16 protein-coding genes are annotated in these 17,685 nt (G+C 69.6%); 13 read left to right on the forward strand and 3 right to left on the reverse strand.

What is annotated here, in order from left to right; translation table 11 throughout:
• The first annotated feature begins 130 nt into the window (after positions 1 to 130).
• The 7 genes from IJ15_RS0116510 (at position 131) to IJ15_RS0116540 (ending at position 5,802) form a co-directional block, all read left to right on the forward strand.
• Positions 131 to 703, forward strand: a complete 573-nt coding sequence (locus IJ15_RS0116510) for a TetR/AcrR family transcriptional regulator (RefSeq protein ID WP_031939449.1) — start codon at positions 131 to 133, stop codon at positions 701 to 703.
• Between the two features lie 100 nt (positions 704 to 803).
• Positions 804 to 1,157 (forward strand): VOC family protein, encoded by a 354-nt coding sequence (locus tag IJ15_RS0116515; protein WP_031939450.1) that lies wholly within the window; start codon positions 804 to 806, stop codon positions 1,155 to 1,157.
• 58 nt (positions 1,158 to 1,215) lie between these two features.
• The gene (locus tag IJ15_RS0116520) at positions 1,216 to 1,653 is read left to right on the forward strand and encodes a carboxymuconolactone decarboxylase family protein (RefSeq protein WP_031939451.1); all 438 of its coding nucleotides are present in this window, start codon (positions 1,216 to 1,218) and stop codon (positions 1,651 to 1,653) included.
• Positions 1,654 to 1,692: 39 nt separating this feature from the next.
• A complete protein-coding gene (locus tag IJ15_RS0116525) occupies positions 1,693 to 2,523 on the forward strand; it encodes a crotonase/enoyl-CoA hydratase family protein (protein ID WP_031939452.1) in 831 nt (276 codons plus the stop codon).
• Between the two features lie 53 nt (positions 2,524 to 2,576).
• Positions 2,577 to 4,253 (forward strand): MDR family MFS transporter, encoded by a 1,677-nt coding sequence (locus IJ15_RS0116530; protein WP_031939453.1) that lies wholly within the window; start codon positions 2,577 to 2,579, stop codon positions 4,251 to 4,253.
• A 113-nt stretch (positions 4,254 to 4,366) separates the two neighbouring features.
• The gene (locus IJ15_RS0116535) at positions 4,367 to 5,269 is read left to right on the forward strand and encodes an AraC family transcriptional regulator (protein ID WP_031939454.1); all 903 of its coding nucleotides are present in this window, start codon (positions 4,367 to 4,369) and stop codon (positions 5,267 to 5,269) included.
• A gap of 152 nt (positions 5,270 to 5,421) precedes the next feature.
• On the forward strand, positions 5,422 to 5,802 hold the full coding sequence (locus IJ15_RS0116540; protein WP_031939455.1) for an SHOCT domain-containing protein: 381 nt from the start codon (positions 5,422 to 5,424) through the stop codon (positions 5,800 to 5,802).
• A gap of 36 nt (positions 5,803 to 5,838) precedes the next feature.
• Here IJ15_RS0116540 and lexA read toward each other — a convergent pair whose 3' ends face one another.
• Both lexA and IJ15_RS0116550 read right to left on the reverse strand, forming a co-directional pair.
• Positions 5,839 to 6,501, reverse strand: coding sequence for a transcriptional repressor LexA (gene lexA, locus IJ15_RS0116545; protein WP_031939456.1), 663 nt, complete (start codon positions 6,499 to 6,501; stop codon positions 5,839 to 5,841).
• Positions 6,502 to 6,590: 89 nt separating this feature from the next.
• Entirely contained in the window at positions 6,591 to 7,082 is a 492-nt protein-coding gene (locus IJ15_RS0116550; protein ID WP_031939457.1) for an inorganic diphosphatase, read from the reverse strand.
• Between the two features lie 166 nt (positions 7,083 to 7,248).
• Between IJ15_RS0116550 and dacB the strand changes: the two genes are divergently transcribed.
• Genes dacB through hpt form a run of 4 tightly spaced genes read left to right on the forward strand, consistent with a single transcriptional unit; the run spans position 7,249 to position 11,294 of the window.
• The gene (gene dacB / locus IJ15_RS0116555) at positions 7,249 to 8,661 is read left to right on the forward strand and encodes a D-alanyl-D-alanine carboxypeptidase/D-alanyl-D-alanine endopeptidase (protein ID WP_031939458.1); all 1,413 of its coding nucleotides are present in this window, start codon (positions 7,249 to 7,251) and stop codon (positions 8,659 to 8,661) included.
• 24 nt (positions 8,662 to 8,685) lie between these two features.
• On the forward strand, positions 8,686 to 9,750 hold the full coding sequence (locus tag IJ15_RS0116560; RefSeq protein ID WP_031939459.1) for a zinc-dependent metalloprotease: 1,065 nt from the start codon (positions 8,686 to 8,688) through the stop codon (positions 9,748 to 9,750).
• An 8-nt stretch (positions 9,751 to 9,758) separates the two neighbouring features.
• Entirely contained in the window at positions 9,759 to 10,727 is a 969-nt protein-coding gene (tilS, locus tag IJ15_RS0116565) for a tRNA lysidine(34) synthetase TilS (protein WP_031939460.1), read from the forward strand.
• Positions 10,728 to 10,739: 12 nt separating this feature from the next.
• A complete protein-coding gene (gene hpt, locus IJ15_RS0116570) occupies positions 10,740 to 11,294 on the forward strand; it encodes a hypoxanthine phosphoribosyltransferase (protein WP_031939461.1) in 555 nt (184 codons plus the stop codon).
• Here the strand turns inward: hpt and IJ15_RS0116575 are convergent.
• Positions 11,255 to 13,603, reverse strand: coding sequence for a serine/threonine-protein kinase (locus IJ15_RS0116575; RefSeq protein WP_156112129.1), 2,349 nt, complete (start codon positions 13,601 to 13,603; stop codon positions 11,255 to 11,257). The genes hpt and IJ15_RS0116575 overlap by 40 nt on opposite strands.
• Before the next feature lie 100 nt (positions 13,604 to 13,703).
• On the opposite strand from IJ15_RS0116575, the gene IJ15_RS0116580 reads away from it, so the two are divergent.
• Positions 13,704 to 15,056, forward strand: coding sequence for an amidase (locus tag IJ15_RS0116580; protein WP_081880774.1), 1,353 nt, complete (start codon positions 13,704 to 13,706; stop codon positions 15,054 to 15,056).
• A 258-nt stretch (positions 15,057 to 15,314) separates the two neighbouring features.
• On the forward strand, positions 15,315 to 17,657 hold the full coding sequence (gene ftsH, locus IJ15_RS0116585; protein WP_031939464.1) for an ATP-dependent zinc metalloprotease FtsH: 2,343 nt from the start codon (positions 15,315 to 15,317) through the stop codon (positions 17,655 to 17,657).
• Positions 17,658 to 17,685: the final 28 nt, after the last annotated feature.

Raw genomic sequence — 17,685 nt, forward strand, 5'->3', positions numbered from 1 at the left:
TCACGGGATGTCCTCGGAGTCTGGGGACCCGACGGCCTTGTCGATACCGCGGGTATTGAATACCGTAGGTATCGTGACTGGTAGTCGTCAAGACGAGGTGGCCGCAGCGACGCGCCCCGCCCGGGACGTGGTGCGTGGGCGCATCCTGGACGCGGCGGCCGACGAGTTCGCCGAACGCGGCTTCGCCGCCGCCCGGCTCGCCGAGATCGCGCGTCGGGCCGGGTTCACGAAGGGTGCGGTGTACTCGAACTTCGAGTCCAAGCAGGACCTGTTCGCGGAACTGTTCGCGCAGCGCTCCCTCGAACTCGCCGGCCGGGTGCTCGCCGAGATCTCCGGACTCGACCCGGTCGACGCGGTGGGCAAGGGCGGCGCCGAGGTCGCGTCGGCGCTCATCGCGGATCCCGGGTGGTCGCTCCTGGTCCTCGAGTTCGGGGTGCAGGCCGGCCGCGACCCGAACATCAAACAGGCGTATCTGCGCGAACGACGTTATCTGCGTGGAAAACTCGTCGAACTCATCGGCGACCGCGCCCACGGCTGGGGAGTCGACATCGACGTCCGGACCACCGCGATCTCGCTGATGGCACTCATCTCCGGCCTGGTCCTCGAGCACTCCGTCGACCCCGAGGAAGTGGATCAGCACGCGATGGGCGCCGCCGTGACCGCACTGTTCGCAGGTGCCGTCGCGCGGGCCGTGTCGGCGTGATCGTCGAGGCCGCCGGACCGGTCGCACCGGTTCGGGCACCTGATTCGCCTCGGCCTGGGAGGATTTCGGTGTCCGTCGAATCCGGAGGCAGGAGGACGACATGCGGGTCTCGCGCATCACGGCCAATCTTCGCGTCCCGGAACTCGAGACGGCCAAGCGCTTCTACACGGACTACCTCGGGCTGAGCACCGAGGAGTTCGACCTGGGGTGGGTGGCCCGCTACACGGACCCCGACACCGGGGCGCATGTCCAACTCGTCACGCGTGACCGGTCTGCCCCGGAGGACTCGATCGTGTCCGTGCACGTCGACGACGTCGACGCCGCGCACGCCGACGCCGTGGAACGCGGCTACGAGATCGTGTACCCGCCGACCACCGAACCGTGGGGTGTGCGTCGATTCTTCGTCCGAGCGCCCGACGGCAACGTCCTCAACATCGTGTGCCATCGGGAATGACGCCATAGGGAATGACACCGTGGCCGGCCACCGCAGTCGAACGCCGAGAGGAATGCCGATGAGTTCTGTGAACCTCAGCAAGCAGCATCCGGACGCATACAAGCAGCTCATCGTCCTCAACAGGCAGGCCGATGCCGCGATCGAGGCGGCAGGCCTGGATCCACTCCTCGGAGAGCTCGTGAAGATCCGCGTCTCCCAGCTCAACGGATGCGCATTCTGCCTGCGCATGCACACCCGTGACGCTCTCGCGGCGGGGGAGACGAGCGACCGCCTGGCCGTTCTGGCGGCGTGGTGGGAGTCGCAGTACTTCACGCCGCAGGAGCGGGCCGCGCTGGCGCTGGCGGAGCAGGTCACCCGGCTGCCGGTTCCGGACGCGCGTGACTGGGACGACGGATCGCTGACCGACGAGCAGGCGTCGGCGGTCAGCTGGCTAGCGGTCGTGATGAACGCGTGGAATCGGGTCGCGATCACCAGTCACTATCCCGTTGCACCCTGACCAGGTGTGCGCGGCGGAGCCAAAGGTTACTCTCGAGTAATGACGGAACAGCAGAGCTGGAAGGCGTTCACTGTCGAGCGCAAGGACCACGTCGCGCAGGTGACGCTCATCGGCCCCGGCAAGGGCAACGCTATGGGGCCGGACTTCTGGGACGAGCTTCCCGGCGTCTTCGCCGAACTCGACGCCGACCCCGAGGTCCGTGCCGTCGTGCTCGCCGGATCCGGCAAGCACTTCTCCTTCGGACTCGACCTGCCCGCGATGAGCGGCGGCTTCGGCGCCGTCCTCGCCGACAAGGCCCAGGCGGGTCCTCGCACCGACTTCCACAACCTCATCAAGCGCATGCAGTCCGGTATCAACGCCGTCGCCGACTGCCGTAAGCCCGTCGTCGCCGCGATCCAGGGTTGGTGCATCGGCGGCGGCGTCGACCTCATCTCGGCCGCCGACATCCGGTACGCGAGCGCCGACGCGAAGTTCAGCATCCGCGAGGTCCGGGTCGCCATCGTCGCCGACATGGGCAGCTTCGCCCGCCTGCCGGCGATCATCGGCGACGGGCACCTGCGCGAACTCGCGCTCACCGGCAAGGACATCGACGCCGCCCGCGCGGAGAAGATCGGACTGGTCAACGACGTGTTCGACGACGCCGACGCGTGCCTGGCCGCCGCCCACGCGACCGCCGCCGACATCGCGGCCAACCCGCCGCTCGTGGTGCACGGCATCAAGGACGTGCTCGACCACGGTCGGTCCGGGGCGGTGAACGACAGCCTGCGTTATGTCGCCGCGTGGAATGCGGCCTTCCTGCCGTCGGAGGACCTCACCGAGGCCATCACGGCGGTGTTCCAGAAGCGCCCGCCCGAGTTCCGGGGTCGCTAGGCTCGAGGGGCGTTTAGCCACTGCAGTTGTGAGAGCGACGGCGAGGGTCGGACATGGCCGAAGAACCTCGGGACAACGATCCCGCCGTCGCACCCGGTCCGCAGGCCACCTTCACACACCGTCAGATCCTGGCGATCCTCAGCGGCCTGCTGCTCGGCATGTTCCTCGCGGCGCTGGACCAGACCGTGGTCGCCACCGCGATGCGCACCATCGCCGACGACCTCGACGGGTATGCGCTGCAGGCGTGGGTGACCACCGCCTATCTCATCACCGCGACCCTGGTCACCCCGCTGTACGGGAAGCTGTCCGACATCCACGGCCGCAAGCCGTACTTCATGGCCGCGATCGTGCTGTTCGTGGTCGGTTCGATCCTCTGCACGTTCGCGCAGTCGATGTACATGCTCGCGGTGTTCCGGGCCGTCCAGGGACTCGGGGCCGGTGGCCTGTTCTCGCTGGCGCTGGCCATCGTCGGCGACATCGTTCCGCCCCGCGAACGGGCGAAGTACCAGGGCTACTTCCTGGCGGTGTTCGGCACGTCGAGCGTGCTGGGGCCGGTGATCGGTGGCGTGCTCGCGGGCCGGGACGAAATCCTCGGCATCGCTGGCTGGCGGTGGGTGTTCCTGGTCAACGTGCCGATCGGGATGGTCGCGCTCGCGGTGGTGTGGCGGGTGCTGCACCTGCCGCCCGTGCACCGGGTGATGCGAATCGACTGGTGGGGAGCGCTGGTCCTCGCGATCGGATTGGTGCCGCTGCTGGTGGTCGCCGAGCAGGGCCGCGAATGGGGATGGACCAGCCCGAAGTCGTCGGCCTGCTACGTGATCGGTGCCGTGGGCGTGCTGGGATTCGTCGTCGTCGAATACGTCATGCGAGACGCGGCGCTGTTCCCCCTGCACTTCTTCCGCGACCAGACGTTCGCGCTCGGCGTGCTCATCAGCTTCCTCGTCGGTGCCGTGATGTTCGGGGCCATCACCCTCATCCCGCAGTTCCTGCAGGTGGTCAAGGGATCGAGCCCGACGATGGCCGGATTCCAGATGCTGCCCGCCGTACTGGGGATCGCGATCGGATCGATCCTGTCCGGTCAGCTGATCGCCCGGACCGGCCGCTATCGGATCTTCACGATCATCGGCGCCGTGCTGATCGCCGTCGCGGCTCAGCTGCTGCACACCGTGACGGCCGATACCGGCCTGCGAGTGTTCATGACGTTCATCTTCGTGCTCGGCCTGGGGCTCGGAAACCTACTGCAGCCGCTGACCCTGGCGATCCAGAACGCGTTGCCGCCCAAGGACATGGGCGTCTCGACCGCCGCCGCGACGTTCTTCCGGCAGATCGGCGGCACGCTGGGCGTCGCGGTGTTCCTGTCGATCCTCTTCGCCCAGCTGACACCGGCGATCGGCAGCCAACTACAGGACGCCGCCCGCTCGCCCGAATTCCAGCAGGCCGTGGCGGCCGGGGTGAACAGCAGCGACCCCGTCGAGGCGGCGCTCTCGCGTGGCCTCATGAGTGGAGACCCTAGCGCCGCGCAGGCCGCGATGAGCGACACGTCGTTCATCGAGCAACTGGACCCGACACTCGCGGCACCGTTCAAGAACGGGTTCGCGACCGCGTTCGAAGCGGTCTACCCGCCGATCGTCGCCCTCGCCGTCGCGTCGCTGGTGCTGATCCTCATCTGGCGCGAGGTGCCGCTGCGCAGCAAGTCCGGCATCGACGAGGCGGGGACCGGCATCGGCTGAGGAAGTGTCCGCGGTTCGGCAGGAACGAGGCCGTGGACGCCCCGCGATGGTACCTATTATTGGACCGACCGGTCTGATAGGCGTTCCCGTTCGGGAGGTCGCAAGGGGGAACGATGATCGAGCTGCGCGGTCGAACCGGTTTCGAAGCCATGAACTCCGAGACCGGCAACCGGTCCCGGCTCTCGCTACCCGATCCCGATCGGTTCTGCTTCCGGATCGACCAGTGCGACATCGGAGCGACGGCCGTCAGCCGGATCCAGGTGACGGCGCACCGGGTCGAGGCGAGTGCCGTCGAGGAAGCCGATGTCGTGAACCTCTTCCTCTTCCTCGCCGGCGGAGCCCGCATCGAGTCGGGGCAGCACCGCATGTCGTTCCAGCCGGGACAGATCGCCGCGCAGATGGGATGGAACAGGCACGAGGCGACCGTCGACTCGTTCAGCGACGAGATTCTGCTGCGGATCGACTGCACGACTCTCCTCGACCGCGGCGTCGTCCTCGCACCCGACGTCGCCCACTTCGGACCCCGGCAAGCGACGACGACGACGCGTGCGCTGTCGGCACTGGTCAAGGCGGTCCTGGACGGTCGGACCCTGACCGGTCAGCCGGTTCCGGCGGCCGTCGAGAACGCGGTCCTCGAACTGGTCGTCGGCCTTCATCACGAGGGCCTCGGCTACCGGGGCGTGTCGAACGAACTGGACTCCGGACTGCACGCACGGGCGGTGACGATCATCGCCACCCGGTATCGCGACCCGGGTTTCTCGCCGTTCGTGCTGGCGAACGACCTCGGTATCGGCGTGCGTCAACTCCAACGGGTGTTCGAGAAGGCCGGAGGTACCGCCGCGCGGGAGATCCGGGTCAAACGCCTCGAACACGCGGTCGCGCTGCTTCGCGCCAACCACCGCCACCGACTGCCTCTCTCCGAGGTCGCCGCGATGGCCGGATTCTCCTCCACCGGCGAGTTGCGTCGCGCCGTGCGCGCTCACCACGGGCTGAACCCGTCGAAGATTCGAAGCTAGACCGGTCCCGCGGAAGTGCTCCGCCGAACGCCATTACGCGACACGATGTTCCATCTTGCGTCGCCGTGGTTGGAGTCGTGGGATCCGCGGGTGTACTCCTGATGCGTCTTTCGGCCGTTTCCGGCCGTACCGTCGCGGAAGGGCTTTGTTCAGTGCTCGATTCTCTGTGGGATTTGTTCTGGTACACCCTCGTGGTGTTCGCGTTCGTCGCCTACCTGGTCATCCTGTTCCAGGTGCTGACCGATCTGTTCCGCGACCGCTCCACCTCGGCAATCATCAAGGTTGTCTGGGTGATCTTCCTGGTCGTCCTGCCGTACCTCACGGCCTTCGCCTACCTGATCCTGCGGGGACGGGGCATGGCCGAACGCAGCGCCGCCGCGCACGACAAGGCGCGCACTGCCGCCGACGACTACATCCGCGAGGTTGCCGGCCGCTCACCGGCTGCCGAGATCGCCGACGCGAAGGCCCTGCGCGACAGCGGTGACCTCACCGAGGCCGAGTTCGAGCAGATCAAGCGCAAGGTGCTGAGCTAGCCCTCGCAGTGATGACCGACCGGTGGTGCGGCGGAATCAGATCCGCCGCATCACCGACACCACTTTGCCGAGGATGACGGCCTCGTCGCCGTCGATGACCTCGTAGGCGGCGTTGCGGGGCTCGAGATAGACGTGGCCGCCCCGTCGGCGCAGCACCTTCACGGTGGCCTCGCCGTCGATCATCGCCGCCACGATCTCGCCCGACTGGGCCTCGTCCTGGCGGCGCACCACGACGGTGTCGCCGTCGCAGATCGCGGCGTCGACCATCGACTCGCCGCGCACCCGCAGCGCGAAGACCGTGCCCGAGCCGACCAGTTCCCGCGGCAGCGACAGCACCTCGTCGGTGTGCTCCTCGGCGAGAATCGGTGCGCCGGCCGCGATGTCACCGACGACCGGTACCTCGACACTGTTCTCCGACGCCCGCCCCGGCGCCGAGCCGGCCAGGAACGGGCGCACGTCCAGCTGCCGGGTCATCGATCCGCCGCGGCGCAGGAACCCCTTGTCCTCCAGGGCCTTCAGATGCTTCGACACCGACGACGTCGACCTCAGACCCACCGACTCCGCGATCTCACGGGTGCTCGGCGGGCAGCCGTGCGCAGACACCGCGTCCCGGATCGCCACCAGGATCCGCTGCTGACGGGGCGGCAGGGTGGAGGCGTCGAGGCCACCGAACATCTCGAGATCGTCGTAACCGGTCACCCGGTGAATCGTAGTGGGGGGTGGGGACACCCCCGGAAACGGCGACGGGGTGGGACCACGTGTGTGGTCCCACCCCGTCGCCGAAGAACTCAGTGTCCGCCGTTGGCCTTCAGCCGCTCGACGGCCTCCGTGATGACCTTCTCGGCCTCGGCGCGGCCGACCCAGTCGGCGCCGGTGACGTGCTTGTTCGGCTCGAGATCCTTGTAGTGCACGAAGAAGTGCTTGATCGCGTCCAGCTCGAACTGCGAGACGTCCGCCAGATCCTGGATGTGATCCCAGCGCGGGTCGCCCGCGGGGACGCACAGCACCTTGTCGTCGCCGCCGGCCTCGTCGACCATCTTGAACATGCCGACCGGGCGGGCCTCGACGATGACACCGGGGAACACCGACTCGGGCAGCAGCACCATCGCGTCCAGCGGATCGCCGTCCTCACCGAGGGTGTTCTCGATGTAGCCGTAGTCGGCCGGGTACCCGAAGGAGGTGTAGAGGTAGCGGTCCAGCTTCACGCGGCCGGTCTCGTGATCGACCTCGTACTTGTTGCGCTGGCCCTTGGGGATTTCGATGGTGACGTCGAACTCCACGTCTTGTCCTCACTGTCCTGTCTGCGGCTGCCGCCTCGGTAGACGGTTCGGGAAAAGGGTAGCCGGTCGGCGATACTGTGTTGTGCAGGTGCCGGGCACTTGGACGGCCCCTCGCGCGAAACGGTCTGAGTAGTCCGAGAAGTCGGTGAAGCGAGAACCCGGAGGGATGTTGGCGGGCGAGGGAAAGAAGAAGATCGGCGGCCTGGAGGGGCGTCGGCGCCGAAACATCCGGATCCTGATGTCGTTGGCCACGGTCCTCGTGCTCGCCGCCGCGGGCACCACGATCGTGGTGATGCAGCGCGGGACCGCGACGGCCGCCCAGGACGTGGCAGCCGAGTCGCCGGAGCCGTCGCTCATCACCGCGACACCACAGGTGGCGCCGCTGTCCAGCGACGCCCCGATGCCGTCGCCGCAGGCCCTGGCCGCGGCCCTCGCGCCCGTGGTGACCAACCCCGCGCTCGGGACGTTCTCCGGATCCGTCGCAGATGCGCTCACCGGCAACGTGCTGTGGAGTCAGGACCCGGACACCCCCATGACACCGGCGTCGACCACCAAGATCCTCACCGCGGCCGCCGCGATGCTCGCGCTGCCCGCCGACCACCGCGTCGAGACGCGAGTGGTGCAGGGAACGAAGCCGGGGGAGATCGTCCTCGTCGGTGACGGCGACCCGACGCTCACCGCGCAACCGGCCGGAGCGCCCGGCTACTACCCGGGGGGCCCGCGCATCGCGGACCTCGTCGAGCAGATCCAGCGCGCCGGCACCCCGGTGGACAGCATCGTCGTCGACACCGGCGCCTACACCGGTCCGACGATGGCCCAGGGCTGGATGCCCGAGGACGTCGCCGCCGGCTACATCGCGCCCACCGAATCGCTCATGATCGACGGTGGCCGGATCACGCCGCTCGCCGACGAGTCGCCGCGCAGCCCCACCCCCGCTCTCGACGCCGGCAGGGTCCTGGCCCAGGCACTCGGGATCGACCCCGCCCGGGTCGTCCTCGGGAAGGCCGAGGCCGGTGCCGCCCCCGTCGCGAGCGTGCTGTCGGCGCCCCTGCGCGACCGGCTCGGACAGATGATGCGCAAGTCGGACAACGTGCTCGCCGAGGCCATCGCCCGCGAGGTCGCGGGCGCGAAGAACGCCGAACGCTCGTTCGCGGGCGCCACCGCGGCCGTCTCGCAGACCATGTACGACGCCGGATTCAAGATGGACGGACTGGTCCTGCACGACGGCAGCGGGCTGTCCGTCGACAACCGCATTCCCGCCCGTCTCCTCACCGAGACGCTCACCGCTGCGGCCGGCGACACCAAGCCGCAGTTGCGGCCCATGCTCGACGACCTGCCCGTCGCCGGCGCCACCGGCACCCTGTCGGACCGGTACGCCTCGGGCGACCGGACCGGCGCGGGCTGGGTGCGGGCCAAGACGGGAACTCTGTCGGTCGCCAGCGTGTTGACCGGATATGTCGTCGACGTCGACGGCCGGGTCCTCACCTTCGCGCTGATGTCCAACAACAGCCCACCGGAGGTGAGCCGTCCCGCGCTCGACGCGGTCGCAGGGACACTGCGGCTGTGCGGATGCCGGTGAAATCGATGGGAAGTGGGCGGTGACGTGACGGAGCCGGAGAGCGGATTCGGAAATGCGGTGGACTGGCGTCTGGCCGCCCGGACGGGTGCGCGACTGGCCCCGGCCGGACCGTCGACGTCCCGGTACACCGCGGAGTCGGTGGTGGCCGAACTCGAGTCCGCGTCGATCCGCGCCGAAGGCCCGGTCCGGGACGTCACCGGCCTCGCCGACGGGCTGCCGATCCCGGCCGCGCAGGTCGTGGACCGGGCCGGCTGGATCCGGGCGGCGGCGCACTCGATGGCAACGCTGACCGGGACCGACATCGAATCCGCGCAGCGCACCCTGCTGGCCGGCAAGCCCGGCGGCGTGCAGGCCGGTGCGATGCTGGCCTACCTGTCGTCCGCGATCCTCGGCCAGTACGACCCCTTCACCGGCGAACACGGCACCCTGCTGCTGGTCGCCCCCAACGTGCTGCAGGTCGAGCGCACCCTCAAGGTGCCGCCCAGCGACTTCCGGCTGTGGGTGTGCCTGCACGAGGTGACGCACCGGGTGCAGTTCTCGTCGGCGCCGTGGATGGGCGAGTACATGCGCCAGTCCGTCGCCACCCTCGGCGAGTCGACGGACGAGCCGATGACCGAGTTCGTCGCCCGGCTGTCCGGGGCGCTGCGAGAGTGGCGCCGCGGCAGTGGCCCGGACACGGACCTGCCCGCCGATCAGCGCGGCGTCATCGGACTCCTCCGCGCCACCCAGGCCGAACCGCAGCGCCTCGCGCTGGACCGGATGCTGATGCTCGGCACCGTCCTCGAAGGCCACGCCGACCACGTGATGGACGCCGTCGGGCCCGCGGTCGTGCCGTCGGTGGTGCGGATCCGCAAGGCGTTCGACGCCCGCCGACACCGCCAGACCAATCCGGTCCAGCGGGTGATCCGGGCGCTGCTCGGCATGGACGCCAAGATGGCGCAGTACGTGCGCGGCAAGAGCTTCGTCGACGCCGTCGTCGCGCGGGCCGGCATGGAACAGTTCAACGCCGTCTGGTCCGGCGCCGACGCGATGCCGACCGTCGACGAGATCGAGAACCCCGACGCCTGGATCACCCGAGTGCTGGGGTGACGGCACCGGTGGCGCTGCCCGAGGCCCCCGCGATCCTCGAGATCCGGCACGCGGTGCGGGCGTGGCTGGCGCGGCACGAACCGGCTGGAGGCGTCGTCGTCGCGCTCTCGGGTGGGGCGGACTCCCTCGCCCTGGCCGCCGCCGCCGTCGCGGAGGCGCCCGCGGTGCGGGCACTCGTCGTCGATCACCGACTGCAGGACGGTTCCGGGGCCGTCGCCGCCGCCGCGGCCGCCCGCGCGCTCACGCTCGGCTGCGCCGGCGCCGACGTCGTGGCGGTCGACGTGACGGGCCCGGGCGGGCTCGAGGCCGCCGCCCGCACCGCCCGGTACGCGGCCCTCGACGCCGGTCGGCACGGTCGTCCCGTCCTGCTCGGGCACACCCTCGACGACCAGGCCGAGACGGTGCTGCTGGGCCTGGCCCGCGGGTCCGGCGGTCGCTCGATCCGCGGCATGGCCGAGTACGACGCACCGTGGGGGCGTCCGCTGCTCGGGGTGCGCCGGGCGACCACCCGGACCGCGTGCGCGGAACTGGGACTCGCACCGTACGAGGACCCGCACAACTCCGATCCCGGGTTCACCCGGGTGAGACTGCGCACCGAGGTGCTGCCCCTGCTCGAGGACGTCCTCGGTGGCGGCGTCGCGCCGGCCCTGGCCCGGACCGCCGAACACCTCCGCGAGGACGGCGAGGTGCTCGACACACTTTCCCGGCAGGCCTTCGCGACCGCCCGCGACGGCGACGACCTCCTGGTCGAACGGTTGACCGACGTCCCGGTCGCGGTGCGGCGCCGTGTCCTGCGGTCGTGGCTCCACGACCGCGGCGCGAAGTCGCTCACCGACCGGCAGTTGCGTGCCGTGGACGAGTTGGTCGGGCGGTGGCGGGGGCAGGGCGGCGTCGCCGTCGGAGGCGGAAGACCGGGAGTCAGGTTGGTTGCATCCCGGCGGCGTGGCAGGCTGTCGACGGGGTTCGTGAACGACTGAAGGGAATGCTCCGTGTACGAGGGCGACATCGCATCGGTACTCATCTCCGAGGAGCAGATCAAGGAGCGCACGGCCGAACTGGCCGAGGCGATCGCCGAGCGCTATCCGGTCGGTGCGCCGGAAGGCGACCTGCTGCTGGTCGGTGTCCTCAAGGGCGCGATCTTCTTCATGACCGACTTCGCGCGGGCACTGTCGATCCCCACCCAGATGGAGTTCATGGCGGTCAGCTCGTACGGCTCGTCGACGTCGTCGTCCGGTGTCGTGCGGATCCTCAAGGACCTCGACAAGGACATCGCCGGCCGCCACGTGCTGATCGTCGAGGACATCATCGACTCCGGTCTGACGCTGTCCTGGCTGATGCGCAACCTCAAGACCCGCAACCCGGCGTCGCTCGAGGTCGTGACGCTGCTGCGTAAGCCCGAGGCCGTCAAGGTCGACGTCGAGGTCGCGCACGTCGGCTTCGACATCCCCGACGAGTTCGTCGTCGGCTACGGCCTGGACTACGCCGAGCGCTACCGCGACCTGCCCTACATCGGCACCCTCGACCCCAAGGTGTACGGCGGATAGTTCCCCTGCGACACGACGCGTTCGAGCGCGAGCAGGTCCGCCTCCAGCAGGCGGAACAGCCAGTACACGAGCACGAACGCGATCACGCCGCCGACGCACAGCACCCGCACCGCGTAGATGACGGCCGAGATCTCGTCGGGGGACAGGAACGTCACCCCGGCCACTCCGATCAGCGGCACCGACGCGGCCACCGCGAGGTACAGGGTGCTGCGCCGGTCGAGTCCGCGTAGGCGCCGTTCGTCGCTGCTGCTGGTGATTCCGTGCGGCAGTAGCGACGGGTACAGGCAGCGCACCGCGTAGAACGTCACCAGGAAGAACGGGTACGCGACGGCGATGGCCCCGCACACGATCTGCGACCCCAGGAAGTGGACGTAGGCCCCCTGCGGGAGACCGCCCGCCGCGATCTGGAGTGACACCGGGAAGACGATCCCGGCCACCAGCCACAACGCGAACACGATGGCGACGATCCGGTCGCCCATCAGCAGGGTGTCGACCCGGGCCTTCGCGAGGGTCGCGGCATCGTAGGTGCGGCCCTTGCGCAGGCCCCGCGGCACCGAGATCACGTTGCGGCAGAAGTACACGATCAGCAGGAACCCGAGCGGGAACAGGACGCTGTTGATCACCTGGGAGATCTCGACGAACCTCCGCTGGGCCTCGGCGGACAGTTCGTCGATGATCAGCGTCTGGTTGTGGTGGTAGTTGTAGACCGCCGCCAGTGCGTTCGGCCCGCCCACCCCGAGCGCGACGATCGGTACGAACCACGGCCGCAGCCGGTACCGCCAACTGGTCGGCGGCGGGTCGACGAGGTCCCGGGCCCGGGCGTCGAGGCACAGATCGAACTGCTGCGCCAACTGTGCCCCCGTCGCCCAGCGGTCGTCGGGGTCCGGCTTCAGGCACGTCAGCAGCACCCGCCGCAGCGCCGCGGGACAGTCGTCGGGCAGTTCGTCATGGAACTGCGGATCGATGTCGCGTCGGCGCAGCGCCAGCATGCGCTCGAGCGACGTCGCCGATTCGCCTGCGTCGCGGTCGTCGTCGAACGGGCGACGTCCGGTCAGCAGTTCCCACAGCATCACCCCTAGCGCGTAGAGGTCGCTGCGGACGTCGAGGTCGGCGGCCGTGCCCGGAAGCTCCGGGTGACACGCCTCGAGCTGCTCGGGCGACATGTACGCCAGTGAGCCGCCGAAATACGCGACCGGGCTGGTGCCGGCGACACGGTCGCTGAAACTGATGTTGAAGTCCGCCAGCTTCGGGACGCCCTCAGACGTCAGCAGCACGTTCGCGGGCTTGATGTCCCGGTGCAGCACGCCGCGGCTGTCGGCGTAGTCGAGGGCGTCCGCGAGCCGTCGCCCCAGCCACGCCACCGTCTCCGGCCACGTCAGCCCGGCGATCTCGTCCCGCACACTCGAGTCGCTGGGCCGGATCTCACCCTTGCGTTCGAGCGTCTCGTCGATCGCGTCGAGCAGCAGCTGACCGGTTCGCGGAAGCTGCGGATCGTCCGGAACCGCCCGCACCCGACGCAGCACGTCGAGCAGCGTGCCGCCCGGCACGTACTGCATGTACAGCAGCTTCAGCTCGCGGTCCGTCAGCAGTCGCTGGTCGAACACCCGCACGATGTAGTCGTGGTCCAGCTGGGCCAGGGTCTGCGGCTCGGTGCCGTGATCGTGGGAGATCTTCACCGCGACCAGCCGCTGCATCGACCGCTGCCGCGCCAGGAACACCCGCGCGAACGATCCGCGGCCCAGACCGGTCAGCAGATCGAAGTCGTCGATGCAGTCGCCGACGTCCACCCGGTCGAGGGCGTGCTGCGCGCCGGGCGTCACGACGAGCGTGCTGCGGTAGTCGCCGGCACCGTTGCCGACCCGGGCCAACTGCTCGGCCAGTTCGGGGAACTCCCGCGCGTACGCCTCCGCGTCGGCGACCCGGCCGCAGCGCCGGCGCAGGTGGAAGTCCTCGTAGATCAGGTCGGCGGGCAGCGGTTTCGACTGCAGGTCCGCGAACTCGGAGCGATAGTCCGTCAGCGGCTTCGGCCGGTCGGCGTGCAACAGCCGGAAATCGAGGTCGACCTTGATCAACTCCACCAGGGCTGCGCGCCGCAACGCATCGCCCACGGCGAGTCCGCCGGGCAGGAAGACCTCGAGATCGGGGGGCCGGCCGGTGGCCTCCCACTCGGCCGCGAACCGGGCCACCACGTCGGCCAGGAACGACACCGTCTGCGTGCCCGGATCCAGCGACGCTCCGGCCGCGGCCGTGGGAGCCGTCGTCGCAGCGAGGTCTGTCGCACCAGTGCGTGCCGAACCTGGGCCATCCATCACTCGTCACCGTTCGGGAGAGGGCAGCGGCCGGAGGGTGGGGTGAACTCACCCCTCGGGGTACTCGAAATGATATCGCCGTCGGCTGCATACTCGGCAGGTGCAGGATCATCTGGTCGAGGAGTACACCGCAGTTTCCATCGCTGCCCGGGTGCGTTCCGGCGCGTTGTCGCCGGTAGCCGTGGTCGAGGACGCGTTGCGCCGAATCGGGGAGCGCGATCCCCGCATCAACGCCTTCGTGCGGGTGATGCGGGACCGGGCGCTGGCGCAGGCGCGGGACCTCGCGCAGCGGCCGGATCTCTCCGACCTGCCCCTGGCCGGGGTCCCGGTCGCGATCAAGGACAACGTCGAGGTCGAGGGCGAGCCGATGCGGGACGGTTCGGTGGCGACCGATCCGCGCCCGTCCGCCCACGACCACCCCACGGTCGCCCGGTTGCGTGCGGCCGGGGCGATCCCGATCGGGCTGACCGCGGTGCCGGAACTGTGCGTATGGGGTGCGGTCGACTCGCCGGGCGTGATCACCCGCAACCCGTGGAACCCGGACCTGGTCCCCGGCGGATCGTCCGGCGGTTCCGCCGCCGCCGTCGCCGACGGCATGGTGCCGATCGCGCTGGCCGCCGACGGCATGGGCTCGATCCGGATCCCGTCGGCCGCGTGCGGCGTGTTCGGCATCAAGCCGGGCCGCGGGATGGTGCCCGCCGAACTGGGTGCGCACTCGTGGTTCGGGATGTCGGAGAACGGGCCGATCGCGACGACCGTGTCGGACGCGGCACTGATGCTGTCGGTGCTGGCCGACGAGCCGTCGCTCGCCGCGGTCCCGGCGTCGCGACCGCTGCGCGTCGGCGTCGCGGTCAACGCGTCGTCGCCGATCATCCGCGTCGACGCGGACTGGGCGCGCGGCACCGAGCAGACCGGCCGGCTGCTGGGGGAGGCCGGGCACCGGGTCAGCGAGACGCGGGTGCCCTACCCGCCGAACATGTCGGCGGCATTCCTACGTTGGTTGGCCGGCACCGCCGACGACGCCGCCGGCCTCGATCCGGCGCTGCTCCAGCCCCGGACCCGGCGGCACGCCGCGATCGGGCGGGCGGTCAACCGTGCCGGGCTGGTGCGCCGGTCACAGGTGGATCGGCTCGAGGCGCGCATGCGCTCCTTCTTCACCGCGTACGACGTGGTGTTGACGCCGGTGCTGGCCCGACCGCCGATCGAGGCGCTCGCCTGGAGCGAGAAGTCGTGGGCGGCCAACCTGGTCGCAAATGTACGATATGCCCCGTTCAGCGCAATGTGGAACGTGCTCGGCTGGCCCGCCGCCAGCGTGCCGGTCGGGATGCATCCCACGTCCGGTACGCCGATCGCGGTCCAGGTCGTCGCGCCCCCGGGCGGGGAGTCGACGGTGCTCGCGGTGGCGGCCGAACTCGAACGGCGCCAGCCCTGGCCGCGGCACACACCCGTGTGACTTGCCGCACGATCGCCGCCTGCGGGGTGATTTCGGCCGCCGACGGGAACCCGAGCGGGGTCGGCGTGCGTTGAAAGGATTGATTCCACTTCTCGGAGTGGATGGTTGCTACCAGGCATCGAGCATCATCGTTCGCGGTAATCTGAGGTGTCCGAGCAGCCCGAACGCCGACTGCCCGGTGATCCGGACCGTCGACCCCGTACCTGCACGAGCGTAGCCCGCACTATCGAAAGGACCGGCCGCCGTGGCCGAACCTGTATGAACCGCAAGACTGTGTTCCGCAACCTGGCGATAGTCGCCGGTGTCCTGTTGGTGATCTACGCCTTCAGTTACTTCGGTAACGACACGCGCGGGTTCAAGTCGGTCGACACCTCGGTGGCGATCTCGCAGCTCGACTCCAAGAACGTCGAGAAGGCGCAGATCGACGACCGCGAGCAGCAGGTGCGCCTGTGGCTCAAGGACGGCAACGAGGCGACCCAGGATTCGAACCAGATCATCGCCAAGTACCCCGCCGCGGCGTCCGAGCAGATGTTCGACAAGGTCGCGGCGTCCGGGGCGCAGGAGTTCAACACCAGCGTGACGCAGGAGAGCTGGCTGACGTCGCTCCTGCTGTTCGTGCTGCCGATGATCATCCTGCTCGGCATCTTCTTCTTCGTCATGCAGCGCATGCAGGGCGGTGGACGCGGCGGAATGATGGGCTTCGGCAAGTCCAAGGCCAAGCAGCTCTCGAAGGACATGCCCAAGACGACGTTCGCGGACGTCGCGGGCGCCGACGAGGCGGTCGAGGAACTGTACGAGATCAAGGACTTCCTGCAGAATCCCGCGCGCTACCAGGCGCTCGGCGCGAAGATCCCGAAGGGCGTGCTGCTGTACGGCCCGCCCGGCACCGGCAAGACGCTGCTGGCGCGCGCCGTCGCCGGCGAGGCCGGGGTGCCGTTCTTCACGATCTCCGGTTCGGACTTCGTCGAGATGTTCGTCGGTGTCGGTGCGTCCCGCGTGCGTGACCTGTTCGAGCAGGCCAAGCAGAACAGCCCCTGCATCATCTTCGTCGACGAGATCGACGCGGTCGGCCGCCAGCGTGGCGCCGGACTGGGCGGTGGACACGACGAGCGCGAGCAGACCCTCAACCAGCTGCTCGTCGAGATGGACGGCTTCGGTGACCGCCAGGGCATCATCCTGATCGCCGCGACCAACCGCCCCGACATCCTCGACCCGGCTCTGCTGCGTCCGGGCCGGTTCGACCGGCAGATCCCCGTCGGTGCCCCCGACCTGGCCGGTCGCCGCGCGATCCTCAAGGTCCACTCGCAGGGCAAGCCGATCGCGCAGGACGCCGACCTCGAGGGTCTCGCGAAGCGCACCGTCGGCATGTCCGGCGCAGACCTCGCCAACGTCATCAACGAGGCCGCCCTGCTCACCGCGCGTGAGAACGGCACCGTGATCACCGAGGCGTCGCTCGAGGAGTCCGTCGACCGCGTGATCGGTGGTCCGCGCCGCAAGAGCCGGATCATCTCGGAGCACGAGCGGAAGATCACCGCGTACCACGAGGGCGGACACACCCTCGCGGCGTGGGCGATGCCGGACATCGAGCCGATCTACAAGGTCACGATCCTGGCCCGCGGCCGCACCGGTGGTCACGCCATGACCGTGCCCGAGGACGACAAGGGTCTGATGACCCGGTCGGAGATGATCGCGCGCCTGGTGATGGCGATGGGTGGGCGCGCCGCCGAGGAACTCGTCTTCCACGAGCCCACGACGGGTGCGTCGTCGGACATCGACCAGGCCACCAAGATCGCCCGCGCGATGGTGACCGAGTACGGCATGAGCGCCAAGCTCGGCGCCGTCCGTTACGGCCAGGAGCAGGGCGACCCGTTCCTGGGCCGCTCGATGGGCATGAACTCCGACTACTCGCACGAGGTGGCCCGCGAGATCGACGAGGAGGTGCGCAACCTGATCGAGGCCGCGCACACCGAGGCGTGGTCGATCCTCAACGAGTACCGCGATGTCCTCGACATCCTGGCGCGCGAACTGCTCGAGCGTGAGACGCTCACCCGCAAGGATCTCGAGCAGATCTTCACGGCCGTCGAGAAGCGGCCCCGCATCACCGCGTTCAACGATTTCGGTGGACGCACACCGTCGACCAAGCCGCCGATCAAGACGCCGCGGGAACTCGCCGTCGAGCGCGGCGAGACGTGGCCGCCGGCCGTCGAGCCCGAGCCGACGCCCGAGGTGGCGCAGCCGACGTTCGTCAAGCGGGACACGGTTCCGGCGCCGCCCGCCAACGGCTACGGGGCACCCGATCAGCCGCGGCACCCGCAGTCGCACCCGCAGCATCCGGCCCCGCCGGCGCAGGGCACCCGACCGGATTACGGTGCGCCCGCCGGCTGGTCCGCGCCGGGCTGGCCGCCGCAGGAACCGGCCGACCAGGGTCGCCCGCAGAACCCGAGTGGCTGGCAGCCGTACCCGCAGTGGGATCCGCCGCAGCAGCAGCAGCCCACCGATCCGGAGGGGCGTCCGGGCCACCGACCTGGCGATCAACGGACCGGACGGTCCGATGGCGATACGCCCACACAGGCATGGGAGGGGCCGAGCGGGCCGCAGTAGTCGGCTCGCAACTAGGCTTAGCCCTGGC

The organism is Prescottella defluvii (genome assembly GCF_000738775.1).
GTDB classification, from domain to species: domain Bacteria; phylum Actinomycetota; class Actinomycetes; order Mycobacteriales; family Mycobacteriaceae; genus Prescottella; species Prescottella defluvii.